We start from the raw sequence: 22,629 nt of genomic DNA, 5'->3' as shown, positions 1-22,629 counted from the left end.
AGATGGCTGATTTTGATTACGATATTGTTTTTGTAGGACGCGGCTACAGCATAGCCACCTACCTTTACATGGCAGACCTCCAATGGGCGAAAAAAATTTGCATCATCGGCGGGGTCGATGCCTGGCAAAACGTAGTGCGAGGCGATGCGGGCATCGTTAACCACGCCGTGTACATGTACGGGCGCAGCCTTGAAGACCGGCGTTCACAGTCACCAAATCCGACCGAAAGGCAAGTACTAGTCAGTGACAACGAAAAAATAATCGCCGATTGGAAACAGCGTCTTATAAAAGCGGGCAAACAAGTCAATGATATTCCGGCGCTTGTCACCAAAATCGACACGAAAACCATTACCTTGACTGAGCCTTTGGAACGTTGTTCAGCGGACGGGACGGTCGTATTCAAGGAGGATATCGGCGCTTCGATCACCGTCAACGAATTGGAGTATGTTCAATTCAACCGTCCCATTTCGGTCGGTTACCCACCGGAAAAACTTCCCACACCGGTTACTGCGCTGAAGATCGTTTATGGCGGCGGTGCAGGCCCGCACACGGTGCCGGATTTCTTGCAGGAACTGCTTATAAAAGAAGGACTTTATTCAAAAGAGAATAACGACATATGCATAACCGTGCCTTTTTTAGATACATCCCTCGAAAGCGGGATACTCGACCTGGACAGCTTTATGCGCCTGTGCGGAAATCTTGAAAAGAATGGCGACAAAGGCAAAACAGTGGCCTTGATGGGACCCAATGCCGGTATAGACGCGGCCATCGCGGCGTTACAGTACGGATTTACGCTTAATTACTTGCTAAGAACAAACGATAAGCCTTTCTGGTTGGCGACCAAGCATTATGAAATTGATGAGAGTATAAAAGGGGATCAGGCCATCAAGGCGGTTGAAGACTGCATTATAAAGTATAAAAGTTCAGGAAGGGGTGGACTTACAATAGATCAGAATAAAGAAAGCTACACAATCACATACACTGAGCCTAACGGTAGCGGAAAAAATATAAATGTGGATTTTATCGTCTACGCCACCGGACAAGACCCGAAGGCACGGGAAATTCTTCGATATCCTATGGGAAATGAGAAGTTTGGGGAGCGAGTGACCCGCATCGGCGCGGCACGGGTACTGCTGCCAATATTAGACAAAGTGAAGCTTAAAGCGATTAATGACGTCAGCCAGCGTTTCGGTTCCCGCGAAAGCACCGCACTCGGCCTACAACTTGACGGCACAGATAAATACTTGGGATTGGAAGTTATCGGCGCTGCCGCATTCGCGCTTGCCAAGGCCAACGATGGCAATAGGCACTCGCCAACACCACTGTATGTGGAAAAGACCGATCCCCCCATCGATAAGCAGATGCTGAATTTGGTCAAGCAGCTCAACCAGGCCCCGCAGGTGACCGCCGACCAGCTTGGAGTCATCCGTAGCCAGATCGAGGGGATCACCGGCTTTGATATACGGGGAAATGCCGATGACGGGAATGGTCTGTCTCGTGACGCATTGAACTTTCTGCAAGATGCTGTTTTTTTCGAGAATCCTGATAAGGCGCCTTATAGCCCAGGAGCTCTTTTGCCTATTCTTCGGCTTTCTACAATTTTTCTAAAGATAAGCATAAGTGACTTCCAAGGGATTTATCAAAATAAAATAAAAGAGCTCGTAGGCGAAGAGGAAAGCGGGCGATTCGGCCAATGCTGCGATCAAGTTATCGAGAATATGCTGTATATCGAGACAATTACTCATAAAAACAATGAAAGTAATTTTGATATTAAGAGCTTGCGGGCGTTCCTTCCTGCCGCACGGGCCAATGTAACCGATCTGCTCGGTTTCATGGAGATCATCGTCGGTGAGAAAACGGTCGATTTCAATGGCATGGACCAGACCGGCATCGCCGTTTTGCTCGCCGGCCGCTATCCACGCCTCGACCCCGGCAATTGGCCGATGGTTGAAAGCCTGATTATCGGGGGGCGGCGTATTTCCCCCTACGGCTACGATCTCGAACATACACAAGCCCTCCAAAGATGGCTGCAAATTTTTAATGACATGCCTGTGGTCTATTTTTTAAATCAAGCGGAACGTCCATTATGCGAAATATTCGTGGCCGCCAGGTATCCAAAAATTGACCAGTCTCTAATCCTGCCGATTTCGAACAGCATTGTGGGCAATCGGGGCAGCGGCTATGATCCCAAGCAAATAAAACTTATCCAAGCCTGGCTGGGAGAAATCAACTCAATGGTTACCGGGAACGAACCGGATATAAAAGAGCAAACTTCCTTGGCGGAAAGTTTCCCGCAATAATGTAAGCCTTCTCCGATAAAACAGCCGGATTCGCCCACGATGCAGGCTGCATTTTATTGTTCCGTTCATTATCCGCCCCTCAATCTCCAGATTGGGGGTAATCCTGGAAACGCTAACTTTCTAAACTTACAGGGCCTGTTAGACCTGATTCCCCATGTTTCCACCGCCTCATTGGGAATCAAGGCTGCTCACTCCATAGATTACCCTGTCATTTGGATAAGTTATCCTGCCAACATACATATTCCGACCTCGATATTTTATTTTTTACAAAAATTTCTTCCAACGATTCACAAACGCCAAGCCGAATCGTCTATTTAAGCAGAGACGGAAACCTTCCGGTTACGGTCTTCTCCGGTGGCTCACCCCACTTTATTTTCATTACTTAAATAAGGAACTCGATATGGCATTCCCTACCGCCGTCAACGATCAAATAACCGATGCCGTGACCCAAACCAACGTCAAAGTACTGGGCGATGCGCCAGCCATGGCGATGGGCGCGATCTATCAATCCCTCGCTCATTCCACCGGAATCCTGTACCAAAACGCCACCAGCGCCCAGCAGCAGCTGGCTATCTCCGCACAGGCGGCCACCAACCAGGGCGTGATCCAGCTGTACAGCGTCGATACCATGGCCGGCGCGGTGGCTACCAGCAAAGTCAGCCAAAGCGACGTGCCCGACACCATGCTGGCCTTGTTGACCGCCCTTAAAGCGACCAGAAGTTAGCAAAACGCAATACCGGAACGATTAAACGTTTCTGAAAACAGCAACAACGCTTTAACATCGCCTATAGGCGCAGGCCTCGGCGGAAAAATCATCACTTATTCGTAAATCCAGTTAAGGAGTTTTATTATGGCAATCCCAACAGCCGTTAACGGTCAAATCACCGATGCAGTAACCCAAGCCAACGTAAAAGTATTGGGCGACGCCCCAGCCATGGCGATGGGCGCGATCTATCAATCCCTGGCCCATTCCACCGGAATCTTGTATCAAAACGCCACCAGCGCCCAACAGCAGCTGGCTATCTCCGCACAGGCGGCGACCAATCAGGGCGTGATTCAGCTGTACAGCGTCGATACCATGGCCGGCGCGGTAGCTACCAGCAAAGTCAGCCAAAGCGACGTGCCCGATACGATGTTGGCCTTGTTGAGCGCCCTCAAGGCTACCCAAAGCTAAGATTGGGGGTGGTCGCCCAGATCACCCTGTCTTTTCACGGCATATTTTCTCACCTGAAATTAAGAGAAGCTCATGGATAACATCAAAGATACCAATCAAACGGGAGACCCGGATACCCATGATCATGGGAGTAATGGAGACCCCGGTTGCAACGCGCAAATCACTGACGGAGTCACCCAAAGCTCGGTCCATGTTTTGGGGTTGGGGCCGGCAACGGCCGCGGTCAACGCCTACCTCGGCCAGGCCCAGTCGCAGACCATTCTATTCGCCAACATGGTCAACCAGCAGGCGCAATACGCGAATATCGCAGCGACCACGCTGACCCAGGAGCTCACGCAATTATTCGCCGCCGGCGATGAGGAATGAGCATGGCGGCGTATCCAGCATCAACAACATAACGAGGAACGGCCATGCCAAAATTAGTGCATTCTCAGATTACCGACGGCGTCACCCAGACCAGCAGCCATGTGCTGGGACTTGGACCGGCAACGGCGGCGATCAACGCGTATCTAGGGCAAACTCAGGCGCTGACGGTGCTGTTCGCCAACATGGTGAATCAGCAACAGCAACAGGCGACAGTTGGGCTGTCTGTCACGACCCGGAACGTCACCAAGCTTCTCGGTACTAAACCGCCCCAAAAAAGAGCCGTCAACCTGCAAACTTCGTCGTGGCAACAGACAGTAACCGAACATCGTCCTCCCGAGCCGCAAATGCCGGTAGTCACATAAGCGGGGGGTTAGGCTATGGCAAATCCAGATCCTCAGGTAAACCCGCAAATTACCGACGCCGTCACCCAGACCAATGTTAAGGTCGTCGGGGAGTCGCCGTGGGAAGCATTGGGCGTCGCCTACCAAGCGCTGGCGCACTCGACCAGTCTGTCGATGGAAAACGCCATGCAGACTCAGGGCGGGATGCAGCAGGTTGGCAACAGCGCTACATCGGTGATTTGCACCATGTTGTTGAAAGTTGAGCCGAAATCGCCATAAGGCCGACGGAGCGCTCACAAAACCGCCATTGGCACGTCTATATCAACTTAGACAGACCATGACGCACATTACAGATTTTTATTTGGAGAATTTCTATGGCATTCCCGACCGCCGTAAACGGACAAATCACCGATGCGGTGACGCAAGCCAACATTTCAGTCCTGGGCAACGCACCGGCCATCGCTATGGGTTCGCTGTACACGACCATGGCTCACTCGCTGGGCATCCTCTACCAGAACTCTACCATGGCTCAGCAGCATGCGGCGATTTCCAGCCAGGCGGCGACCAATCTGGGTGTGATTCAAATGTACAGTGTCAACACCATGGCTGCGGCGACGGCGGCCTCGAAACTCGGCAAAAGCGACAATTCCGGTGTACTGCTGGCGCTGCTGGTGGCATTGGCCGCAACCAAGCGCTGAACATCCGGGCGCCAAGCGCCCGGCCAAATTAACCCAAGAGGCATAGAACCATGGCAGACAACACACCGGTCAATTCGCAAATCACCGACGCTGTGACACAGACCAACGTCAAGGTGCTGGGCGAAGCACCAGCCCAAGCCATGGCGGTTCTGTATCAGACCCTGGCTCATTCCGTCAGCTTGGCTATGCAGAACTCGATGCAGGCGCAAGGCGGTCTGCAACAGATCAGCAACGCGATCACCTCAACCGCCTGCAAGCAAATTCTGGAAATTTCCTCGGGCGGTATGACCAAATCGGAAAAATAATGACATCGACAAATAAACGAGGACTTCAGCTATGAGTGAAGAAAATATCCAAGACCCTAATGACGAGATGAAAGATCCCGCCGAATCAGGCGCTCCAAAAGATGCCCCTGAAGACGCAAAAAAAGCCGCTGAACCGGAGACCCCAACCGCCGATAGCAATCAGGTACTGGTCAACTCGCAAATCGTCGATGCGGTCAAGCAGACGCGGGACGCCGTCCGCATAGGCAGCAGCGATACCAGTAAAGTGATAGACTCCGGCATCGCTTATCAAAAAGCCAGCCAGGCTGCGGCCTTTGCGGTACAGGATGCAACCGACTACTTGCGTAACATTATGGCTATCTCCTCCACCGCCCAAGGTATGGCGCTAAAGCTGCTTCTGGAGACGAAAGATCCTTCCTACAGCCAGATCCTGACACAAGCCCAGACGGCTGTCACGATGGCCGCAACCAACCTTGAAACAGTCGGCATGAGCGCCATCAGCGTCGCCACGGATTTCCCGCGCTGACACGCTTATCGATACCTCTATGTACAACGCCTTTTCCTCAGCCTTGGCAACCCGGATACGCCGGCGGCGGCAATGTTTCAGGCCGCATAAATCATTGCCGCCGCACCCTTTATAGGCATATAAACGCAGAAATTCGGAAGACGTTCTTTGACCGCACCACCGTCGGAATGCGCCCGGTACTGTATGTACTAAAATTGTTTATCCAATATGCGTGCGCTAAAATCTTTTTTCATAATCAATTGTTAAATCGGCACGGCCATGACTGACATCCCAAATGAGACTGACACGACGAATGAGCCTCCAGCGAAAGCCGCTGAACCGGCCAGCCCCTATCCGACGGTGCAAATTTTACAAGCGGCAATGCAGCATCGGGAATCCATCCGCCGTTCCTTCGAATCCCAGAGAGCCACCCTCGCAGAGGCTATTGCCGCGCAACGGGAGGCGGTAACTCAGGCAGTCGCCAACACCCGGCAAAGTACCGACACCCTGGACACCTTTTTGCAGACAGTGAAAGAGGCGATACCCGTAGCGGTTCCAGAACCCGGGGTCACCACAAAGCCCGCTGACCCCGTAACCCAAGCGGACGCCGCCGTTGTCGCTTCGACCCCGACCGAAAAACTTGTCGCTGCATTGAGTATGCTGACAGCATCAGGCTCTACCGCTGTTAAAACCGCTGCCGCCCAGCATGCCGTAGCAACGCAACAATTCCTTGACGCCATAAAAGACATGATTACCGAAGAAGTTTCGCGACGGCTTGATCAAAAAACCGCGGCTCCAGGTACAGGCGAAATTTCGGATACGGGCAACGCCACCTCTGCAAACGCGGACCCGGCTGAGGGACAATAAACGCTAAGGATATGGTCAGTAATAACTTCCCGATATGGATCGGATGAAACTTTTCCGTTCGCCCTGAGCCCTTCGGCTACGCTCAGGAGAGCCTTGTCGAAGCCTGTCATGAGCTTGTCGAATGAGGTGGGCGGAAAAGTTTCGACCCACCGCGTCAAGCCGATCATGCTTCGACAGGCTCAGCACGAACGGCCTGACGACCGAAAACAGTGATTTTGGGAAGTTATTTGTAACCAGATCCTAACCGGTGGTGCAAGGGACAATTCGTATACGCGGTATTGAACAAATCAACAAACGGCTTAAGTACGCCGTTGGCTAGCCGACCGTGCAAAACTAATAGTTACGGGGAGTGTTTCCTGAGTATTCGGACAAACCGTCACTCAGTTTGCTGGCGCGAAGCCGGTCGCGCGCCTGCTGGAGGCGTTTGCGGACATTGGCTTCGGTTAGATTGAGCCGCGTTGCAATCTCAGGGTAGGAAAGATGTTCTATCGTTCTCAGTAAAAGAGGTTCGCGCAAGGTCTCGGGCAACGCCAAAATCAGCTGGTACAGTTCGTCCAGCGATTCCCGGACTCTGACGATGTCTTCCGGCGATTGCGACGGCGCGCCGTAGTCGGCGGGTATATTCTCAATTTCCGACGTTTCAATGTCGGTAAAGTAATTATTCTTGCGTTTTGATTTGCGGAATCCGTCCATGCATGCATTATGGACAATAGTCGTCAACCAGGCGCGCATATTTCCGACTCCGCAGGATTGGTTGGTAAAGTTCTGGAAAGCCTGCATCATCGCCGCGCTCAAAACGTCCTCGGCCTCCTCCCTGTTGCCGCCTAACAGATAATTGCATTTCCTGCGCAGGTACTCTTCATGCTCCATCCAGCCTTGCCAAAAAGAATCGCCCAGCAATCCCGCACCGCCAAAATTCGTGGGCTGTAGCGATTGAGCGATGACTTCCGCCGGGGTCGGCGTGCGCTTTCTTACCGTAGGCATGGGACTGGACGGCCCTATGGACTGTGCAATTACTTGCGCGGGCGACAGAGCTTTTTTTCGACCGGAATTCTTAGGCTGCAAGCGTTCTTGGCCATCACCGTAAGCATCGCGCCAGGATTCCGATTCCAGATTACCCTCGAACTCAGCGCCACTCCTGAACTGGTGCGAACCATCCGCCGCCGGATTGTCGATTTCAGTTTCTTGGAAATGTTCGCTTCGAAGGGGAAATTTGATTACAACCATGGCCCTCCAACAGCATTAATAAGAAATTAAAAGGTAAAGAATTGACGTTTGAACTTCACACTTGTGAATTTATCCGGTAAAAAATTATTGCTGCCGTTGGCGCGTGGTAATAATTTATGCACGACGATGCAATCGTCCGCGTATTGCCGTTTATACTGGCTATCAACATTCTCGCCAAACACTTAAATTGGGCATGGGCCTGGAAAACTCAGGCTCACGGATACGGCCCATTTGGGACGCTTAACTGCGGTTTTTAGGGTGGATAGCTGCAATCGCAGCTTATTGACTGATGTTGCGCACAGATAGTTTTTGTCCTATTTGTCGCGCTGCATGGATGGAGCGTTCAATTCGCGGCGCAGCGCGTCACAGATGACAGCTTATTTCCAGCGGCTGGAGCCTTGCAGTGTGGCGCGGTTAGTACAAGACAAGCCTTGTACTCCATTTGAACTTTAATTTAAGGGTGGACAGCTGCGATCGCAGCTCATTGACTTGGACCGTTCCCTGAGCCCCAAGAGTAAGGAGTGGTTGCGGCCTCTATCGAAAAGGGCCTTGGCGATATGGAATATTGAAGATAGTTGTGATGAGACGCTACGGAGCGCCTGAAAAAGGCGACGCAATCGGCGGCCCATAAAGCGGTATTCGCCGCCACCGAACGCTTAGCGGTTCAAGGGGATGCGGTGGGCTGAACTTTGCGCCGCTGAAATTTACCGTGTAAACCGGCAGGGACGATATAGCCTCAAAGAACAGGCCGGAGTGGAAGATCGTGCTCGATGAATACAAAACAGACCGCCTCCACTCCGGCAAAGCTTACAGCGTCAAACGCACGCCAATCCAACCCGCTCTCGGCGCGCCGGGCGATACAAAGCGGTTATTGTCAAATTGCGGAAACACCTCATTGACTTGCCCATAAACACCGAAAGAATTGTAGTTCTTGTCGAAGATATTATCGACCTTGCCGAATACCGCAAAATTCTTGGTGACCTTGTATTCCGCCTTGGCGTTAAACAGCCAGTAGCCGGTTAACTGCGGAGTGACGTTAGCCTCGTCTCCCCTGAAATACTTGTCGCCGCTGTAGATGCCGTCAATGCCTAACGACACGCGTTGCCATAAATCGACGCTCAAGGCGGCCTTATAGATATGCTCGGGGATGCCGGGAATCCTATTGCCCTTGGTAACCGCCATCGCCTGGCTAGTATCCATCGGATTCTGAATATCGAAACTATCCAAAAACCGGGCGTTCAAATAAGTATAGTTGGTCGAGAAATGCCAGTCGTCAATACCGCTGAACAACTGCGGATAATTAACCGTAGTTCCCGCTTCTATGCCGTAGCGCCGGGTCTTGCCTACATTACTGAAATAACCTTGGCTGATCAGGCCGCTGGAAGCATCGCGGCGAAAGATAATGTCGTTGTAATTGATGGTATTGAAATAACCCAGGTTCCATTTCAAATTCCCTTCGCCTAACAGTTTATCCAAATCGCCCCTGAAACCGCCTTCCCAGGTATTGGCAACCACTTGCTCCAACGGAGGATCGGCCACAAACGAGTTCGGCAATTTGCACGGAGCCGACGGATCGGCGCAGCTCAATTCCATCGGCGTCGGCGCACGGGCCGATTCGCTGTAGCTGCCGTACACATTCAGGTTATCCCTGATTTGATAGGTCAAGCCTGCCGAAGGATTAAGCCGTTCAAAAGTATGCGATCCGTCCAGGGTTTTTGCAGGATCTTTTATATACTTGTCTTCCATATTGATATGACTGTAGTTGTAACGTCCGGCTACGGTTGCCGTCAGGTCGTCGGTAATGGAAAAACTGTCGGTCAGGAACACGCCGACCGTTGAAGTATTGCTATGCAGGCGCACCCTGGATTCATCGACAAAGATCCCGCTTTGCGTTGTTCCCCGTGTATCGGTCAACGAGCCCAGCTCGGTGTCCGAAGCAAAATGCGTCTCGGCATAATCGTAACTGGTGCCGACCGTCAGGTTGTTTTTATGCTTGAACAAATCCTGGGCGAACGCTGTCTGCAAGGTGCCGCCACGGCTGCGCATCTGGGTCTCGCTGGTGTTGTTGGTTGCGCCTTCGACCGAATCGTCCGCCAACACTTCATTGCCGTTAGTATCTTCAACTTCCTGCTCATCCGCCCCCGGATTTTCGCACAAATTCCCGGCATTGCCAGGGAGCTGACAGGCATCATAATCGCTGTTATCGCCGTTAAAAGTCCTGATCCGGTTCTGCCTGAAGTAGGCATTACCGCTCACTTCTATATCATTAGTCACGTCGTAGCTGCCCGCCAATTCGGAAAAGAACATCCGGGTGACGGTCTGGTCGGGATGGGTGAACACTGCGGCCCGATCTTGTTCCTGCAACTGGACAGGCGCAGCGCCGTTGCCCCGCATATTGTTATCGTTGCCGCCCAAGGTCAGGTCCAGGGAACCTCTATCGCCGCGCCAGCTCAAGGTGCCGAACGCCTGATCGGCCTTGGTCGGTGAATAATTCCGCCAGCCGTCTTCCTCGAAATGGCGCAGGTCTACAAAATAGCCCCAGGTACCGTTATTCCAGCCGCTGCTTAATTCCTCCGAATGCCTGTCCCAAGAACCGCCGTAAACCTCCAACTGATGCTTCGGCGCTGAAAAACCGGTCTTGGTTTTGATCGAGATGGCGCCGCCCAAACTGTTCAAACCGTAAACCGGGTTGGAGCCGGGATATAAGGCCATCGAATCGATCGCTCCCTCGGGAACCAGGTCCCAGTTGACCGTATCGCCGAACGGTTCGTTAAAGCGCACGCCGTTGACATAGGTCGATAAGCCTTGCGGCAATCCGAGCAGCGGCGAAGCGACAAAGCCGCGATAAGAAACGTCCGGCTGCAACGGGTTGTTTTGCGCTTCATTAATATGCACGCTGCCCAGATAGCGGCTGATATAATCCGCCAAGCTGATGCTCTGGGCTTTTTCCAGCTGTTCGGAAGAAACTGTCTGGATATTGGCCGGTATTTTATTGGCGGCGACATTGCTGCCTTCTATGGGCGTAACGCCGACTACGTCTATGACGCTCAAATCCCGCGGTTGATCTTTGGCCGCCACAGCGCCGGCCGCCGTCAGGCTCAGCCCGAGTAGGGTGCAGGTCAATTTTTTCATTCTTCTCTCCAGTCAAAATAATCGGGCCATGATAGCCAAACCGCTACGTCGGGACTAGCCGACAGCGGACAAAAGGAAATATTCCCGCGCCGCTGAAAAGCGAACACATGGGCGCAGGATGCGCGCCAAGGCAATCCGGCACAAACAAACCCAAGCTATACGTATTTGGTTATAATGCCCCACGCACATTCCAAAACGAGCTGATGCAGGTAAACCTTATGACTTTAACAACAAAGACCGTCACCAAAGTGCAACGCTATTTTGAAGACCGGATAGACGCCGTCAAAGCCGGCGAGAACTACCAAAAACTGCTGGCTATGCCGCCGCTAAAGCGCTGGGCGACAGTGGCCGGATTATTCCTGTTATCGCAGCTGGTTGTGTTCGGCGGTTTGTACTTAATTTTCGGCAGGGTTGTTGTTATCGGTTTTTTTGCCAGTATCCTGGCCGGACTGGCTACCGGCGTTGGCGCTTTGCCGGCCCTGTTTTTTAAAGACATTTCCAAAAACCTGTTCAACAGCCTGCTCGGCGCCGCCGCGGGCGTCATGCTGGCCGCCACCGCATTTTCGCTGCTGGTTCCGGGCATGGCTTACGGCAACCAGGTCTGGCCGGGCAAAGGCATTTATGTCGTCTCCATCGGCATGTTGATCGGTGCGCTGTTTCTGCATTACGCCGATCGCCAGCTGCCGCATGTGCATTTTGATTCGATTTCCGATACGCATCTGAGCTCCCTGAAAAAAGTCTGGCTGTTTATCATCGCCATCACCATCCATAACTTTCCTGAAGGCATGTCGGTCGGCGTCAGCTTCGGTTCGGGGGAAATGAAAAACGGCATGGTTCTGGCGATTGCGATAGCCCTGCAAAATATTCCCGAAGGCCTGGCCGTCGCCCTGCCCCTGGTCGGACTAGGCTACAACAAGTGGCGAGCGGTGGGTATCGCCACCCTAACCGGTCTGGTGGAACCGGTCGGCGGCTTGCTCGGCATCACTATGGTCACCCTTTTCGAGCCTATCCTGCCGATAGCCATGGGCTTTGCGGCCGGCGCGATGCTGTTTGTAATCAGCGAAGAAATCATCCCCGAGACCCATTCCGACGGCCGTTCGCGCTATGCCACTTTTGCACTCATGATCGGCTTCATCATTATGATGGCCTTGGACAATATGTTGGGTTAAGGATCGCACACGAAATAACTTGAGCAAGTTTTGTATTTATAAGCTTAATTTTTAAACCATGAAGGACATGAAGGACATGAAGAATTTAAGTCTTCATGGTAATTGCTTAAATTAATTTACGCATGTTCCTAAGACTCTCGTAATTACTCAGCAATTAGAAAAAATAGAACACGGATGACACAGATTTGACCGATAAGCACTGATCAAGGGTGCTTCTTCTTTTTACAAGCGTTTAAATCCGTCTAATCAGCGTCATCCGTGTTCTATCATAGGGTTAGCCGCTACCGGAAAAAGCGTTCTCAGGAAACAAAATGGATCATCTGCAAAGCTATTTACAACACTTTCTAGCATCACTGAGCGCCGCCCCTATTCTCGAAAATCTGCGGAGTTCCTTACAGCACGTTTTATCGTTGCTAAGCGCCGACAATCTAGGCGAAATATCAGCCACGGCGCTGACCAGTTTTGCGCTGATTGCAGCGGCTGAAATCGGCGATAAAAGCCAGCTGGTGTGCATGACGCTGGCCTCCCGGCATAGAGCCATGCCGGTTTTGCTGGGCGCAATCGCGGCCTTCGCCTTTTTAAACACCCTGGCCGTTGTTTTTGGCATCGCTATTTCCAGCTGGTTGCCCGGATATATCGTCGCAACCGTCGTCGCCGTGCTGTTTGCCGCGTTCGGCGTTCATTCGTTGCGCGTAGAAATGGAAGATGAAAATGAGGAAATCAAGGAAAAAAGCGGTCACGGCATTTTCTTCACCACTTTTTTATTGATTACCGTGGCCGAATTCGGCGACAAAACTCAGCTGGCTGTGGTCGGCTTAAGCAGCACCGCCGCACCTATTGCAGTATGGTTCGGTTCCACTGCCGCGCTGGCGTCGACATCGGCCCTGGGAATCCTGGCCGGACGCACTATTTTGCAGAAAGTCCCGTTAGTGTTGCTGCACAAGATCAGCGGAACCATCTTCCTGATGCTGTCGGTTTATGCGGGTTATCGGGCTTATATTGGCTACACGGCTTGAAAAGGCGGCTACGCGGGTCCCTTTTTATTCACCACGAAGACACGAAGAAAGAAAACTTCGTGGCGAAAATTCTTTAATGGAGTTCAAAGCCGGCGTTGAACTCCACAAATCCCAGGTTGCGGGGCTTGCTTACTTTACTTTCGGCATCTGCCGCAGTTTTTCAACAACCTTATCGCCAAACTCCTCGGTGCTGATCATCGTAACGCCGCTGCCCGGCTTGGACAGGTCGGCGGTCGAATAACCGTCGCCAAACACGCCCTGCATCGCCGCCCAGACGTTCTTGGCTTCTTCGGCCATGTCGAAACTGTTTTCCAACATCATCGCAACGGAACCGATCATTGAATAAGGGTTGGCGATATTCTTTCCGGCAATATCCGGGGCCGAGCCATGCGACGGCTCGTAGTAGGCTTTTTCATCGCCTATGCAGGCGGAAGGCATCAGCCCCAAGGAACCCAGGATACCGCCGCCCTGGTCGCTGAGAATGTCGCCGAACATGTTTTCCATGACCATCACGTCGAACTGGGTAGGCTTCAGGCACAGGTTAGTCGCGGCCGAATCCACCAGCTGATGGATGACCTCGACTTCGGGATAGTCCTTAGCCACTTCATCCAGTATTTCATTCCACAACACGCTGGATTTCAGCACATTGCTTTTATGAATGTTGTGCAGCACTTTCTTGCGTTTTTGTGCGAGCTTGAACGCCTGTAGCAAAATTTGCCTGATTTGGTGTTCGTCGTATTCCAGGGTTTCTTTGACGTAGCGCAAGCCCTGCTCGTTAACGCCGGTTTCCTTGGCGCCGAAATACAAGCCGCCGACCAATTCACGCACCATAATAATATCGATGCCTTCGCCGATGATTTCAGGTTTTAGCGGCGAGAAATGCGCCAGCGCTTTAGGCAGGAAAACCGGGCGAAAGTTCGCGTAGGTATTGTAACGGCGGCGCATCGGCAGCAGAGCGCCTCGTTCAGGTTGCTTATCGATGGGAATTGTTTTGGATTCCTCATGGCTCAAACCGATCGGCCCTTTAAGAATCGCATCGGCCTGGTCGCAAATATCGATGGTTCCCTGCGGAAAAGCATCGCCGAATTCAAAATAGGCGCAGGCTCCAAAAGCGGCGGGCATCAGTTCGAAAGAAACGTCGTTACGCTCTTCAATAAGCTTGAGAACCTTGACGGCTTCACGAGTAATTTCAGGGCCGATACCATCACCGGCCAGCACTGCGATTTTATAATTCTTCATTAGGTACCTTTGCTGTCTGCGTCATCTACAGAGTGAGATTTTCAAAAAACGATTATTTTACTTTATTTTTTTTAATAAAGCCGCTTGCCGGGAAAAAACGCAAAAATATCATCTTCTAATGCCGGAGTTGCCCAAAAAGTTTCAGCTTAAGCCGCAGCTATCCTGGGCATCCAGTAGAGCTGCTTTCGATTATTTGACGTAAGTATAAACTTACAGTTGCAATCAACACCGTTTGCTTTAAAATGACGAAAATGATTGAAAGGGCAAAAATGATTGTATTCGGCGCATAACCGTTCCCGCTAGACATCAACGATCCCGACAACTGGAGTGCAGATGAACAAAGTCAAGACCGGCCCGGCAAAAAAATTCCTGTCCACCCGCGAGGCCGCAGCTCGCCTGGGCGTAGCCTTATCGACGATACAAACATGGGTCGAAACGGGAGTGCTGCCCGCATGGAAAACCGCCGGAGGCCACCGGCGTATCCCCGCCGATGCAGTCGACGCCATCCGCTTGCGGAAACAGGCCGTCCTGACTGAAGCGCCCACGCCGGAAGTGTTCAAAGTATTAGTAGTGGAAGATGACGCTGTACTGCGGGAACTTTATCGCAGGCAATTCACTGAATGGAATCTTCCGATCCAGTTATTGATGGCCGAGGACGGATTCGAAGGACTGATGCTGATCGGCCGCCACAATCCTGATTTGATCATCGCCGACCTGTCTATGCCCGGTTTGGACGGCTTCAAGATGATCCGCAAAATCAAATCCCAATCGACGCCGATTCGCGGCGTCATCATCGTCGTGACGGCGCTTACCGTCACCGAGATCGCGGCCCAAGGCGGGCTCCCGGCCGATATTCCGGTCTATCCGAAGCCGGTCCCGTTTGCCGCCCTGAGACCGCTTGTTGAGCACATGGCGCGCAGATTGGTGACGTCATGACCGCAGTGCAGCTGGAACTGGCGCGGGAAATCCGCGAATTGGCGACCAAGCTGGCCGCAAACGGTTGGGCTCGCCTGCCGGGCGTGCGCCTGAAATATATTACCGGTCAAGTCATCGAAGAGTGCGAGCGCGTCAAATGGACCGAAGCCGCCGGCCGCGCCGACGCACTTTCCGATTTGCTTGGCGAGTTCATCCAGGATGCGCCTAAAGAAGCAAGACTAACGTCTTTCTTGCGCGCCGCAACCCGATTAGCCGACCTGCTGGAGGCTGGACAACTGGCCGGCAAAGTGGACTGCGACATGCTCCCCGCCCGCCCTGCTGACTGGACGTTTGTGCTGGCCGGCGACGCATCCGACGGCCTTGCAGACCTGGCCGTAAACCTAAGTTCGCTCGGGTTCGCCGTAGTGCGCGCGGCCACCGTCGATCAGACAGCCGAAGCCTTGGGGGCGGACCGCACAATCGTGCTTGCCGCTGCAAGTTGGCTGGCCGGGCATGCGGATATTATAGCCTCCCTATTACCTGCGGCGGCCGACAGCCTTCCCGCTTCGTCCCTGTTGGCAGCCTTGGATGATACCGGCGATTTCCGTACCCAGATCAAGGTGCGCCGGGCCGGTGCGCGGCTCCTGCTCGACCTGCCGCTGGATGCCGCACATCTGATCACGGAACTGGCCGGCCTGGCCTGGATGCCTAGAACGCCCTATCGCATCATGCTGATCGACGACAATGCCGCTATCCTGGATTTCCATGCCAAGCTGCTGGAAGCTATCGGATTCAATGTACTGGCCATCGACGATCCGGGCGCGGCACGGGATTTCCTGGGGAAATTCGACCCCGAAGCCTGCATCCTGAACGTCGAAACGCCGACTTGCCGGGGTACCGATCTGGCCGCACTGCTGCACCGGGATATACGCTATGCCCGGTTGCCGGTCATCTACCTCTCCGCATTCGATGACATCAAACACCAACTCGATGCCCGCCTTTCCGGCGGCGAGGATTACCTTGTCAAACCGGTCGATGCGCGCCTGCTGGTAACCGCCGTCATGACGCGGACGCGACAGTTCCGCATATACCAGATCGCGTCCCGTCAAAGCCGCCTCGCCATGCGGCAACGGGACAGCCTGAAAAACGCCCTTGATGTTCATGCCATCGTTTCCGTCGCCGCTCTGGACGGCACGATTATCGACGCCAACCCGAATTTCTGCGCAATCAGCGGTTACAGCCGAGAAGAATTGATCGGCCGCAACCACCGTATCGTCAAGTCCGGCCACCATCCGAGCGCCTTCTTCGAAGACATGTGGCGCACGATTTCCGCCGGGCGCATCTGGCAGGGCGTGGTGCAGAACCGCAAGAAGGACGGCAGTCCCTACTGGGTGCAGAGCACCATCGTTCCTATCCTGGACGAGCGCGGCCTGCCGGAGCAATACGTCTCCATCCGCACCGATGTAACCCAACAAAAACGCCTACAGACCGAACAGGAGCGTCGAGGCCGCCTGTTGGATTTGCTGCGGCAGGCGTTCGAGTATTTCATCTCCAGTCACGATATTGCGGCGACCTCCGAACTGCTGCTCGACGGCATGCTGTTGTTGACCGACAGCGCCTGGGGCTTCCTCGGCGAAGTACAGCAAAATCAGGACGGCGCACCCTGCCTGAAAATCCATGCGATCTCCGACATTTACTGGGATAAAGCCGACTGGCATCTTTATGACGAAACCCGCGCACGGGGCCTGGAGTTTCGCAATCTCGACAACCTGATCGACGCCGTTCTGCATACGGGCGAGACCGTCATTGCCAACGACCCGTTATCCGCCCCCCTCCGGGACGTTCTGTCCGAAGGGCATCCGCCGCTCAACGCTTTTCTCGGCGTCCCTATTCTCCAGGGCGAAACGCTGATCGGCATGGCGGGACTGGCCAATCGCCCCGGCGGCTATGACGAAGCCATGGCCGACTTCCTGCAAACGTTCACCGCCAGCTATGTCGGCATCCTTGAAGCCGCCCGGCTAAGGCGTCTGCAACAGCATATCATCGATGAACTGCAACGAGCCAGGGATGACGCCGACCGCGCCAATAACGCCAAATCGGAATTCCTCGCAAGTTGGGGGCACGAGCTGCGCACGCCGTTGAACGCCATTCTCTGTCATGCGCAGATTCTACAGATGAACGATGCGCTGGATACCGAAACCCGGCTACAAATCGACGAAATCGTCAAGGGCGGAGCGCAGTTCTCCCAGCTGATCGGCGACCTGCTCGACCGGGTTGACGCCGATGTCCCGGCTAGCGAGTTACCGGCATCCGTCCCCTCAATAACCGTCGAGACCGGACGCAAGAATGAGCGACGGCGCATTTTGGTTGCCGAAGACAACCCCGCCAACCAGGCCGTGCTGCGTATGCAACTCGACGCACTGGGTTACGAAGCCGACATTGCCGGCGACGGTTCTCTGGCGCTGAACAAATGGAAATCCGGCGGCCATGACCTGATGCTGGTCGATCGCAACATGCCCGGCATGAACGGCCTGGAACTGGCCCGCGCCATTCGCGCCTCCGAACAGGAAAGCGGGAGCTACGTGCCGATGATTGCGATCACCGCCGTTCATCACCCGGAAGAACTCGCAGCCTGTCGGCAAGCCGGCATGGACGACGTCCTGCCCAAGCCCATCGAGCTGGACGATCTGCGCCGCATGCTGGAATACTGGCTGCCGCACGCCTCTCCGGCCAGCCCCCGTAACGAAGTCGCCGAGACGCCGGTCAGGGAAAGCAAAATCACATTGGATACCGATTACCTGGCCCGCATCGTCGGCACTACCGACACCAAACAAACCTGCGAAATTATCGACCTGTTCACCATCACCGCGCGCGGCGACCTGCCCATCTGTCGGCTGCATCTTGCTGAATGCGATGGACGCAAGCTGGCGCTATCGATGCACAAGCTTAAATCTTCGGCTCGCATGGTGGGGGCTCTGCGTTTCGCCGACTTGGCCGAAACGCTTGAGAACGCCGCCAAGATGGGTCGACTGGAAGCGGCGGCAATCTTTTTTACAGAACTTGAATATGCGCTGAGCGACGTGGAAATTGCCGTGAGCCGTCTCTCCGTATCGCCGGTTATTACCGATAACAAAACGGCCTCGGCGGCCGGCGACAATCTGCCGCACCGAGTACTGGTGATCGATGACGATCCAATGGCGCGCCGGCAGGTCAATCTGCTGCTGTCTTCGCTGGGAATCGGCAATGTGCTGAGCGTTGACGGCGGCATAGCGGCGTTGGCGGAAATTTCCCGGCAAGACCACGGCATCGACCTGATTATCACCGACCTCAACATGCCCGTCATGGATGGCATCGAATTCCTGCGGCGGTTGGCCGAAACCGATTACCGGAATTGCCTGATTATTTACAGCGGGGTAGATGAAAAGTTGTTGCAGACCGCTGCCGATCTGGCCCGGGTCAAGGGACTGCGTCTGCGCGGCACGATAAAAAAACCGATGACCCAGGATGTTCTGGCAAACCTGCTGCTGGAGTCGTGCGAACAGTCGAAGACACCGGCGCAACCGGCGACAATAGCCGTCTCTCCCAACGACATACTGGAGGGTATGCGGCGTGACGAATTCAGTGTGCATTTCCAACCCAAGGTCGACGCCGACACCTTGCGTGTGGTGGGGGTCGAGGCATTGGCGCGCTGGCAACACGACGGCAAATCGATCAGTCCCGAGCATTTCATCGACATGGCCGAACAATACGGCTTGATTGGCACGCTCTCGGAAGTGCTGGTCACCAAAGCCATGATCGGCGGCGCCCGCCTGAGCGATGCGGGCTTCCCGCTCGCCGTCGCGGTCAACCTGTCGATGAACTGGCTGGGCGACATCAACCTGCCTGAATTCATCCAGGCCAGCATTCAGGCGACAGGCTTCAAGACGGAAAACCTGACCCTGGAAATCACCGAAACCGGCATCATGACCGATATAGCGACATCGATGGATGTCATGACCCGCTTGCGGCTCAAAGGCTTCAAATTGTCGATTGATGATTTCGGCACCGGCTATTCGTCAATGGATCAGTTGCAGCGCTTTCCTTTTTGCGAACTCAAGCTCGACCGCAGTTTCGTTCACGGCGCCGCCGAAAAACCGGACAAACGCGCGATTCTGTCCTCCAGCATCGAGATGGCCCGGAAACTGAATCTGTTCACCGTCGCTGAAGGCGTCGAAACGCAAGCGGATCTGGATTTGGTGCGCGGCCTCGGCTGCGATCAGGTGCAAGGCTGGCATATCGCCAAGGCGATGCCGGTCGAAGAGCTGATCGTCTGGTTGCGCAATCGGCGTCCTGTACAAGAATCGCAACGATGACCACGACGCCTGCCAAGGATTTTGCCGGACTGCGCAGCCGCCTGCTCGACGATACCCTGTTTTGGATAAGCATTACCGCTGTGCCGGGAGTTGGAATCTCTCTGGCGAGAGCATTATATATCGGCTGGCGTCCGGTGATGCTGCTCCACGTTGCATTGTTAGCCGCACTCTGGCTGCTGTGGCTGAATCGGCGACGCATTTCCTATCATGCACGGACATTAGGCTTGCTGGGCGTTATGTTGCTGGCGGCCTTTGGCGGACTCTCGCAACTGGGGCCGGTGGCAACCGCCGGCACTTATGTGGTTTTAAGCGCCTTTGTTGGGATCCTGTTTCTCGGTGAAAAAGTCGCATGGCGGCTGATAATCGGTAACGCCCTGTGCGTTGTGCTGATTGGCGTAGCTGCAAGCAACCATTGGCTGGAATTCGAGTTGAATTATCAACTCTATGCCTACCATCCCTTGACTTGGCTGCACATGGCCTGGAACTTGACCGCCTATGCGAGCGTTCTCGCCCTGATGGGCTGGCGGATGATGCAGTGGCTGCTCGAACACGAAACGGAATTGCGCCTCGAGCGCGACCACAAGCAGCGTTATCTCGACACCGTGCAGACAGTCATGGTATCCCTGGACTGGCGCGGCCATATCACGATGATCAACCGTAAAGGATGCGATCTGCTGGGCTACCAGGAAAACGAACTGCTGGGCTGCAACTGGTTCGAGCGCTGCCTGCCGCAGCCGCTGGGCATGGAAACGGCTTATCCGATGTTCAGGCGCATCATGTCCGGCGAGGCGGAAACAGTCGAATACTTCGAAAATCCGGTGCTGTGCCGCGACGGCAAAGAGCGCCTGGTTGCCTGGCACAACGCTTACCTTAACGGTAGAAACGGCAAGATTGCCGGTGCGCTGAGCTCAGGAGAAGACATCACGGAACGCAAACAGGCGGAAAACGATTTAGTCGCCGCCAGCGAGGCCGCGGAAGCCGCCAGCCGCGCCAAGTCGGCCTTTCTTGCAAGCATGAGCCATGAGCTGCGCACCCCGCTGAACGCCATCGTCGGCTTTGCGCAGATGCTTGAGATGGAGATACCGGGGCCGATGACGCCGCCGCAAAAGGAAGCCATAGGGCATGTCTTGAACGGAGGCCGTCATCTTCTCGAGCTGATCAACGAAATACTGGATCTGGCGCGCATCGAGTCGGGCCGGCTGGACCTGTCCATTGAAGCCGTTCCGCTCGCGCCGCTGATCGATGAAGTCGTCGCCCTGTTACACCCCGCCGCCGCAGCCCGCGGCATCGTCATCCGTCAGTCCTGTACCGATGAACTCCATACCCGGGCCGACCGCTCGCGCGTCAGGCAGATCCTGCTCAATCTGCTCACCAATGCGGTGAAATATAACTATGAGGGCGGCAATGTCATGTGCAGCTGCGTCGCGATTGAAAACACCGTTCGTATTACGGTAGTCGATACCGGACCGGGTATCGCCGAAGAGCTTCGCTCGGATCTTTTTCAGCCTTTCCAGCGGCTGGGCGCGGAAAAAACCAATATCGAAGGCACGGGCATTGGTCTTGCTATTTGTAAGAATCTTGTAGAGGCTTTGGACGGACGGATCGGTTTCGACAGTCACCTCGGCGTCGGCAGCTGTTTCTGGCTGGAACTGCCGCTGGCCCTGCCCGCACACAAGATGCCGGCGAAACTGACAGCCGGTTTTTCCACCGCCGATGCGGGAATACCCTGCAAAGGGCGCGTACTCTATGTGGAAGACAACCCGGTCAACATCAATGTGATGAAACATATCTTCCGAATGCTTCCGGGCGTGGAACTGCGCACGGCCGAAAATGCCGAAGACGGATTAATGATGCTTCATGATCTCAGGCCCAACCTTATCCTGATGGACATCAACCTGCCCGGCATGAACGGTCTCGACGCCCTCAAGGCAATCAAGGCTAATCCCCGCACCGCGGCTATTCCGGTTATCGCCGTCAGCGCCGCGGCGATGCCCGCCGACGTCAAAACCGGCCTGAATGCAGGCTTCCTGACCTATCTTACCAAGCCTTTCGACGTCCCGACGCTGCTGGGGCAAATTCGAACAATACTGACTACGGATGAAAACGATGCATAACTCTCAGGAGCAACGCAGACTACCGCATGGGCGAAATACCGGACTGCTCCATCTGGAGAACATCATGGAGTCGCTTGGCGATGGCGTCTTCAGTTGCGATAAGGAGGGGCTCTGTATTTACGTTAACCGGGCGGCTCTGGAGCTGATGGATCTTTCCATCAGTGATGTCCTTGGCAAAGATCTTCGGCCGGCTTTTCATCAGCATTATGCTGAAAATCGAATTTATCTAAGCAATAAATGTCTTATCCGCCGCACGACTGTCGATGGACAGCCTCGCAGAGGAGACCATATCTTCCGCCACAAGAATGGGCGCCTGATTCCCGTGCATCTGAATGTGCAACCGCTTGTGATCGAAGGCGAACTCGACGGAGTCGTCGTGGTCTTTCACGATATTAGCGAGCGCGTCAATCTGATCCGCCGACTGGAAGAATTGGCGCTATACGACCCTCTGACAGGCTTGCCTAACCGCCGCCAACTCGACGATCGGCTGAAAACGGAGTTTGCCCGTCTCGGGCGCTATGGCGGGGAGTTTACGCTGATCCTCCTGGATCTGGACCACTTCAAGCAGGTCAACGATTCTTTCGGCCACCCTGCCGGAGACGTCGTGCTCAAGGCCATAGCCGAGGCGCTTCAAAAAAGCCTCCGGGCAAACGATCTGCCGAGCCGTCTCGGAGGCGAGGAATTTGCCGTGTTGCTGCCCGATACCGGACTTGAAGAGGCCGGCGGACTGGCTGAACGTCTGCGCCAAACCATTGAAGCCATGCCGATAGACGTCGGCAAAGGCCAAACCATCAACGTCACCGTCAGCGCCGGGGTGGCCCGCGCTATTCCTTCACTGGACAAGGAAACCGCTATCGACGCCGCCGATCAAGCGCTTTATCGCGCCAAAGTCGCCGGGCGTAACCGGGTGGAGCTGGCGACTTGAGACTG

General features: G+C 54.3%; 19 protein-coding genes. 16 read left to right on the top strand and 3 right to left on the bottom strand.

Annotation, left to right across the window (positions count from 1 at the left end):
* Nucleotides 1–2: 2 nt before the first annotated feature.
* The 10 genes from V3O24_RS09895 to V3O24_RS09850 all read left to right on the top strand — a co-directional run bounded on the left by V3O24_RS09895 (nt 3) and on the right by V3O24_RS09850 (nt 6,535).
* Nucleotides 3–2,300 carry a hypothetical protein gene (locus tag V3O24_RS09895; protein ID WP_104423228.1) on the top strand — a complete coding sequence of 766 codons (2,298 nt, stop codon included), beginning with the start codon at nt 3–5 and terminating at the stop codon, nt 2,298–2,300.
* 400 nt (nt 2,301–2,700) lie between these two features.
* Nucleotides 2,701–3,024: a RebB family R body protein gene (locus tag V3O24_RS09890; RefSeq protein WP_104423227.1), complete on the top strand. Its 324-nt coding sequence runs from the start codon at nt 2,701–2,703 to the stop codon at nt 3,022–3,024.
* 126 nt (nt 3,025–3,150) lie between these two features.
* Entirely contained in the window at nt 3,151–3,474 is a 324-nt protein-coding gene (locus tag V3O24_RS09885; protein ID WP_104423226.1) for a RebB family R body protein, read from the top strand.
* A gap of 72 nt (nt 3,475–3,546) precedes the next feature.
* Nucleotides 3,547–3,840, top strand: coding sequence for a RebB family R body protein (locus tag V3O24_RS09880; RefSeq protein ID WP_104423225.1), 294 nt, complete (start codon nt 3,547–3,549; stop codon nt 3,838–3,840).
* Nucleotides 3,841–3,884: 44 nt separating this feature from the next.
* On the top strand, nt 3,885–4,202 hold the full coding sequence (locus V3O24_RS09875; protein ID WP_104423224.1) for a RebB family R body protein: 318 nt from the start codon (nt 3,885–3,887) through the stop codon (nt 4,200–4,202).
* Nucleotides 4,203–4,217: 15 nt separating this feature from the next.
* Nucleotides 4,218–4,460, top strand: coding sequence for a RebB family R body protein (locus V3O24_RS09870; protein WP_331307124.1), 243 nt, complete (start codon nt 4,218–4,220; stop codon nt 4,458–4,460).
* 95 nt (nt 4,461–4,555) lie between these two features.
* Nucleotides 4,556–4,879: a RebB family R body protein gene (locus V3O24_RS09865; protein ID WP_104423222.1), complete on the top strand. Its 324-nt coding sequence runs from the start codon at nt 4,556–4,558 to the stop codon at nt 4,877–4,879.
* Between the two features lie 50 nt (nt 4,880–4,929).
* Nucleotides 4,930–5,184: a RebB family R body protein gene (locus V3O24_RS09860; RefSeq protein WP_104423221.1), complete on the top strand. Its 255-nt coding sequence runs from the start codon at nt 4,930–4,932 to the stop codon at nt 5,182–5,184.
* 31 nt (nt 5,185–5,215) lie between these two features.
* Nucleotides 5,216–5,689: a hypothetical protein gene (locus V3O24_RS09855; RefSeq protein ID WP_331307123.1), complete on the top strand. Its 474-nt coding sequence runs from the start codon at nt 5,216–5,218 to the stop codon at nt 5,687–5,689.
* Between the two features lie 258 nt (nt 5,690–5,947).
* Nucleotides 5,948–6,535, top strand: a complete 588-nt coding sequence (locus V3O24_RS09850) for a hypothetical protein (RefSeq protein ID WP_331307122.1) — start codon at nt 5,948–5,950, stop codon at nt 6,533–6,535.
* Between the two features lie 333 nt (nt 6,536–6,868).
* On the opposite strand, the gene V3O24_RS09845 is transcribed toward V3O24_RS09850, so the two are convergent.
* Together V3O24_RS09845 and V3O24_RS09840 are read right to left on the bottom strand one after the other, a co-directional pair.
* Nucleotides 6,869–7,762: an RNA polymerase sigma factor gene (locus tag V3O24_RS09845; RefSeq protein ID WP_331307121.1), complete on the bottom strand. Its 894-nt coding sequence runs from the start codon at nt 7,760–7,762 to the stop codon at nt 6,869–6,871.
* Between the two features lie 807 nt (nt 7,763–8,569).
* Complete coding sequence (locus V3O24_RS09840; protein ID WP_331307120.1) at nt 8,570–10,894, bottom strand: TonB-dependent receptor; 2,325 nt, start codon at nt 10,892–10,894, stop codon at nt 8,570–8,572.
* Nucleotides 10,895–11,112: 218 nt separating this feature from the next.
* Between V3O24_RS09840 and V3O24_RS09835 the strand changes: the two genes are divergently transcribed.
* Nucleotides 11,113–12,063, top strand: coding sequence for a ZIP family metal transporter (locus V3O24_RS09835; RefSeq protein WP_331307119.1), 951 nt, complete (start codon nt 11,113–11,115; stop codon nt 12,061–12,063).
* Nucleotides 12,064–12,374: 311 nt separating this feature from the next.
* A complete protein-coding gene (locus V3O24_RS09830; RefSeq protein ID WP_331307118.1) occupies nt 12,375–13,079 on the top strand; it encodes a TMEM165/GDT1 family protein in 705 nt (234 codons plus the stop codon).
* 129 nt (nt 13,080–13,208) lie between these two features.
* Here the strand turns inward: V3O24_RS09830 and leuB are convergent, their stop codons facing one another.
* Nucleotides 13,209–14,318, bottom strand: coding sequence for a 3-isopropylmalate dehydrogenase (gene leuB, locus V3O24_RS09825; RefSeq protein ID WP_104423214.1), 1,110 nt, complete (start codon nt 14,316–14,318; stop codon nt 13,209–13,211).
* A 333-nt stretch (nt 14,319–14,651) separates the two neighbouring features.
* On the opposite strand from leuB, the gene V3O24_RS09820 reads away from it, so the two are divergent.
* The 4 genes from V3O24_RS09820 to V3O24_RS09805 are packed head-to-tail and all read left to right on the top strand — an operon-like array spanning nt 14,652 to nt 22,624.
* On the top strand, nt 14,652–15,254 hold the full coding sequence (locus tag V3O24_RS09820; RefSeq protein ID WP_104423213.1) for a response regulator: 603 nt from the start codon (nt 14,652–14,654) through the stop codon (nt 15,252–15,254).
* Nucleotides 15,251–19,585 (top strand): EAL domain-containing protein, encoded by a 4,335-nt coding sequence (locus V3O24_RS09815; protein WP_219820799.1) that lies wholly within the window; start codon nt 15,251–15,253, stop codon nt 19,583–19,585. Before V3O24_RS09820 ends, V3O24_RS09815 begins: the two co-directional genes overlap by 4 nt.
* The gene (locus tag V3O24_RS09810) at nt 19,582–21,699 is read left to right on the top strand and encodes an ATP-binding protein (RefSeq protein ID WP_331307117.1); all 2,118 of its coding nucleotides are present in this window, start codon (nt 19,582–19,584) and stop codon (nt 21,697–21,699) included. Before V3O24_RS09815 ends, V3O24_RS09810 begins: the two co-directional genes overlap by 4 nt.
* Nucleotides 21,692–22,624, top strand: a complete 933-nt coding sequence (locus V3O24_RS09805) for a sensor domain-containing diguanylate cyclase (protein ID WP_331307116.1) — start codon at nt 21,692–21,694, stop codon at nt 22,622–22,624. The genes V3O24_RS09810 and V3O24_RS09805 overlap by 8 nt, the downstream gene beginning before the upstream one ends.
* Nucleotides 22,625–22,629: the final 5 nt, after the last annotated feature.

This window comes from Methylobacter sp. Wu8 (assembly GCF_036440755.1).
GTDB classification, from domain to species: domain Bacteria; phylum Pseudomonadota; class Gammaproteobacteria; order Methylococcales; family Methylomonadaceae; genus Methylobacter_A; species Methylobacter_A tundripaludum_A.
This window is presented reverse-complemented; position numbering and strand designations above follow the sequence as displayed.

Bases quoted from the DNA above. Each gene is read 5' to 3' on its own strand.
- V3O24_RS09860 (WP_104423221.1), top strand. From the start codon at position 4,930: ATGGCAGACAACACACCGGTCAATTCGCAAATCACCGACGCTGTGACA.
- V3O24_RS09810 (WP_331307117.1), top strand. From the start codon at position 19,582: ATGACCACGACGCCTGCCAAGGATTTTGCCGGACTGCGCAGCCGCCTG.
- V3O24_RS09865 (WP_104423222.1), top strand. From the start codon at position 4,556: ATGGCATTCCCGACCGCCGTAAACGGACAAATCACCGATGCGGTGACG.
- V3O24_RS09820 (WP_104423213.1), top strand. From the start codon at position 14,652: ATGAACAAAGTCAAGACCGGCCCGGCAAAAAAATTCCTGTCCACCCGC.
- V3O24_RS09895 (WP_104423228.1), top strand. From the start codon at position 3: ATGGCTGATTTTGATTACGATATTGTTTTTGTAGGACGCGGCTACAGC.
- V3O24_RS09805 (WP_331307116.1), top strand. From the start codon at position 21,692: ATGCATAACTCTCAGGAGCAACGCAGACTACCGCATGGGCGAAATACC.
- V3O24_RS09890 (WP_104423227.1), top strand. From the start codon at position 2,701: ATGGCATTCCCTACCGCCGTCAACGATCAAATAACCGATGCCGTGACC.
- V3O24_RS09870 (WP_331307124.1), top strand. From the start codon at position 4,218: ATGGCAAATCCAGATCCTCAGGTAAACCCGCAAATTACCGACGCCGTC.
- V3O24_RS09840 (WP_331307120.1), bottom strand. From the start codon at position 10,894: ATGAAAAAATTGACCTGCACCCTACTCGGGCTGAGCCTGACGGCGGCC.
- V3O24_RS09835 (WP_331307119.1), top strand. From the start codon at position 11,113: ATGACTTTAACAACAAAGACCGTCACCAAAGTGCAACGCTATTTTGAA.
- V3O24_RS09830 (WP_331307118.1), top strand. From the start codon at position 12,375: ATGGATCATCTGCAAAGCTATTTACAACACTTTCTAGCATCACTGAGC.
- V3O24_RS09875 (WP_104423224.1), top strand. From the start codon at position 3,885: ATGCCAAAATTAGTGCATTCTCAGATTACCGACGGCGTCACCCAGACC.
- V3O24_RS09855 (WP_331307123.1), top strand. From the start codon at position 5,216: ATGAGTGAAGAAAATATCCAAGACCCTAATGACGAGATGAAAGATCCC.
- leuB (WP_104423214.1), bottom strand. From the start codon at position 14,318: ATGAAGAATTATAAAATCGCAGTGCTGGCCGGTGATGGTATCGGCCCT.
- V3O24_RS09815 (WP_219820799.1), top strand. From the start codon at position 15,251: ATGACCGCAGTGCAGCTGGAACTGGCGCGGGAAATCCGCGAATTGGCG.
- V3O24_RS09885 (WP_104423226.1), top strand. From the start codon at position 3,151: ATGGCAATCCCAACAGCCGTTAACGGTCAAATCACCGATGCAGTAACC.
- V3O24_RS09850 (WP_331307122.1), top strand. From the start codon at position 5,948: ATGACTGACATCCCAAATGAGACTGACACGACGAATGAGCCTCCAGCG.
- V3O24_RS09845 (WP_331307121.1), bottom strand. From the start codon at position 7,762: ATGGTTGTAATCAAATTTCCCCTTCGAAGCGAACATTTCCAAGAAACT.
- V3O24_RS09880 (WP_104423225.1), top strand. From the start codon at position 3,547: ATGGATAACATCAAAGATACCAATCAAACGGGAGACCCGGATACCCAT.